Below are 253 nucleotides of genomic sequence, written 5' to 3'. Positions count from 1 at the left end.
GATCGGGATTATCATTTAGCGTTTGCATGGTCTGCCTCAGTTCGCCCCCGCCACACACTTCTGGCGTTGATGCCCCAGACCCGAAATTTCACCCACCATAACGTCACCTTCAGTGAGATAACGATTGTAATGGGTGCCATTACCGGCAGGAGAACCCGTACAGATGATGTCGCCGGGTAAGAGTTTTGCATACTTGGAGATGTATGCAATTTGCTTTTCAATATTAAAAAGCATATCTGCGCTCGTCTCGTCC

Annotated in this window: 1 protein-coding gene; it reads right to left on the bottom strand. The window is 48.6% G+C overall.

Translation table 11 applies throughout. From position 1 onward, the window contains the following. Positions 1-36: 36 nt before the first annotated feature. A partial coding sequence (locus SB786_RS37000; RefSeq protein WP_410731683.1) for a fumarylacetoacetate hydrolase family protein occupies positions 37-253 on the bottom strand: 217 nt, incomplete at its 5' end.

It is taken from the genome of Burkholderia sp. SIMBA_062 (assembly GCF_046534765.1).
GTDB lineage: Bacteria > Pseudomonadota > Gammaproteobacteria > Burkholderiales > Burkholderiaceae > Burkholderia > Burkholderia ambifaria.
Note: the sequence above shows the minus strand (reverse complement) of the source record. Positions and strands in the feature narration are given on the sequence as shown.